A 3,313-nucleotide genomic window follows, 5' to 3' on the forward strand; every position below is an offset into this window, starting at 1 on the left:
AAAATCAGTCCAAGGACTGAGTAAAATCATGTCCTTGTGCATGATTTTTTTTTGAGCAAATTTAATTACCTTAAATTTTTTTTGCCCATTTTTAAGAATGTTTGATCTTTTATTTGGAAAAGGAGAAAAAAATGCCAAGAGATAATTCAATTAAAAAGACGCTAGTAATAGGTTCTGGTCCCATTGTAATAGGGCAAGCTGCTGAGTTTGATTATTCAGGCACTCAAGCTTGTGAAACTTTGAAAATGAATGGTGTTGAAACTGTTCTTGTGAACTCAAACCCTGCTACTATTATGACAGACAAGGGTATCGCCGATAAAATTTACATCGAACCAATAACTATTTCTTTTATAGAAAAAATTATTGAGAGGGAAAGACCTGACTCACTTATTGCAGGTATGGGCGGACAAACTGGTCTTAACATGACCTTGGAACTTGACAAACGTGGAATTTTAGATAAATATGGAATAAAAATTATAGGAACTGACATCGAAGCTATTAAAAAAGGCGAAGACAGAGATATTTTTAGAAAAACAATGGAAGAAATTGGCGAACCAATTATCCAATCTGAAATCGCCAATACACTTGAAGAAGGAAAAATCCTCGCTAAAAAAATTGGCTATCCTCTAGTAATTAGACCTGCTTTCACCTTAGGTGGAACTGGCGGTGGTTTTGCCTATAATGAAGAAGAACTCGAGGAAGTTTTATCTCATGGCTTGAGCCTTAGCCCAGTAAATGAATGTCTTCTTGAAAAATCCATTCGTGGTTGGATGGAAATTGAGTTTGAAGTTATTAGAGATTCTGCTGGCGAAAAAATTATTGTGTGCGACATGGAAAATGTGGATCCCGTTGGCGTTCACACAGGGGACTCTATTGTAGTTGCTCCTTGCCAAAGTCTTGATAAAGATGTTCTTCAAAAATTAAAAAATGCTGCGCTAAACATTGTTGAAAATGTAAATGTAATAGGTGCTTGTAATGTTCAGCTTGCACTTAACCCAGAAACTTTGGACTATGCAGTAATTGAAATCAACCCAAGAGTTTCTCGTTCCTCTGCCCTTGCATCAAAGGCAACTGGATATCCAATTGCAAGAATTGCAACAAAACTTGCCCTTGGATTAAACTTAAATGAAATCAAAAATGAAACTACTGGCGAAACTATTGAAAATTATGAACCTAATTGTAATTATGTAGTTGTTAAAATTCCTAAATGGCCTTTCGACAAATTCAAATTTGCAAATAGAAAACTTGGAACAAAGATGATGGCAACTGGAGAAGTTATGTCAATTGGTTCTTCCTTTGAAGAAGCTCTATTAAAGGGTATTAGATCTCTTGAAATTTCAAAATTCTCCCTTGAGTCTAAGTTCTCTGAAGAAAGAACTACTGAAGAACTTAAAAAGAGAATTAAATTCCCTGATGACGAAAGACTTTTTGATGTTGCAGAAATTATTAGACGTGGACTTTCTCTTGAACTTATCCACGACATTACGGGCATTGACCTTTACTTCTTGAAAAAAATCGAAAATATAGTTCGTGAAGAAGAAAATCTAAAAAAATTAAGCATGGATACAATTAATCCTGAGGAACTTTTAAAACTTAAAAAGTTAGGTTTTTCTGATAAAACTATTGCAAAGGCTCTTGGCGTAGAAATGGAAGATGTAATTGAACTTCGTGAAAAAAATAAAATCCTTCCAAATTATAGAAGAGTTGACACTTCTCCTTTTAGAAAAAATGGCGCCTACTATTATTCAACTTATGAAAAGACAGACGAAAACATTGTGTCTGATAATAAAAAAATAATCGTAATTGGTTCTGGTCCAATTAGAATTGGTCAAGGAATTGAATTTGACTATTGTAGCGTTCACGCAATCAAGGCATTGATAAAAATGGGCATAGAAACAATTACTATTAACAACAATCCAGAAACTGTTTCTACTGACTTTGACACATCTGACAAACTTTACTTCGAACCACTTACTGAGGAAGAGGTTAAAAGCATTATTGAAATAGAAAAACCTCTTGGCGTAATCCTTGCCTTTGGTGGTCAAACTGCAATTAAGCTTGCAAAATACCTTCACTCACAAAAAATTAACATCTTGGGAACAGACTTCTGTGATATTGACAGAGCTGAAGACAGAGAAAAGTTTGATGAAATGCTTGAAGATTTGAAAATCAATAGACCTAAGGGACGTGGTGTATTCACTGTTAAAGAAGGACTTGAAGCAGCTTGTGAACTTGGCTATCCACTACTTGTTAGACCATCCTATGTGCTTGGCGGTCAAGGAATGCAAATAACTTATGACGAAGAAAGTTTAAAAACTTATTTGCAAAGTGCTTTTGAAAGAGATTCAGAAAACCCAGTTTTAATTGATAAATATTTAGTAGGTCGTGAAATTGAAGTTGATGCAATTTCTGATGGCAAGGATGTCCTAATCCCTGGAATTATGGAACACCTTGAAAGGGCAGGAGTTCACTCTGGCGACTCAATTACAATTTATCCAAGCATTAACATTTCAGATGAAATCAAAGAAAAAATATTAGATTACACAAAGAAAATTGCAAAGGCACTTCATGTAAAGGGCATGATAAATATACAATTTATCGAATACAAAAATGATTTATACATCATCGAAGTAAACCCTCGTGCATCAAGAACTGTGCCATACATTTCAAAGGTTTCCGGCGTGCCAATAATTGACCTAGCTACAAAAACTATGCTTGGCGAAAATTTATCTGACCTTGGCTACGGAGTAGATATTTATAAAGAGCCAAAACTAATGGCAGTTAAAGTTCCAGTATTCTCTATGTCAAAACTTAACAGAGTTGAAATTTCCCTTGGACCTGAAATGAAATCCACTGGCGAAGTTCTTGGAATTGGTAAAAACATTGACGAAGCACTTTTCAAAGGATTCTTGGCATCAGGTTCAGCCATTGAAGATAAAGCTTCAACAGTTCTTGCAACAGTAAACGACAACGACAAGGCTGAATTTATTGAAATTGCAAAATCTATGAAGGATTTAGGTTACAATTTTATCGCAACTAAGGGTACTTGTGAACTTCTTAAAAAAGAAGGCATTGACGCAAGAGAAATTGGAAAAATCAATGACCCAAGACCAAATATCCTAGATGTAATAAGAAAGGGAGAAATCGACATTGTAGTTAACACTCCAACTAGAGGTGGCGACTCAACAAGAGATGGTTTCAAAATTAGAAGAATGTCGACAGAATATGGCATCGACATAGTTACAAGCCTTGACACATTGGCAGCTAGAGTAGCTGTAAAAAATAAAAAATTCCACGAAGAAAACATGGATAT

Annotated in this window: 1 protein-coding gene; it reads left to right on the top strand. The window is 35.0% G+C overall.

The genetic code is table 11. The annotated features are described in order from the left end of the window. Window positions 1-131: 131 nt before the first annotated feature. Window positions 132-3,313, top strand: a 3,182-nt coding sequence (gene carB, locus MR285_RS01710) for a carbamoyl-phosphate synthase large subunit (RefSeq protein ID WP_293557431.1), incomplete at its 3' end; no start/stop codon positions are given.

The organism is Peptoniphilus sp., from assembly GCF_022767005.1.
In the GTDB taxonomy this organism is placed as follows: Bacteria; Bacillota; Clostridia; order Tissierellales; family Peptoniphilaceae; genus Peptoniphilus_A.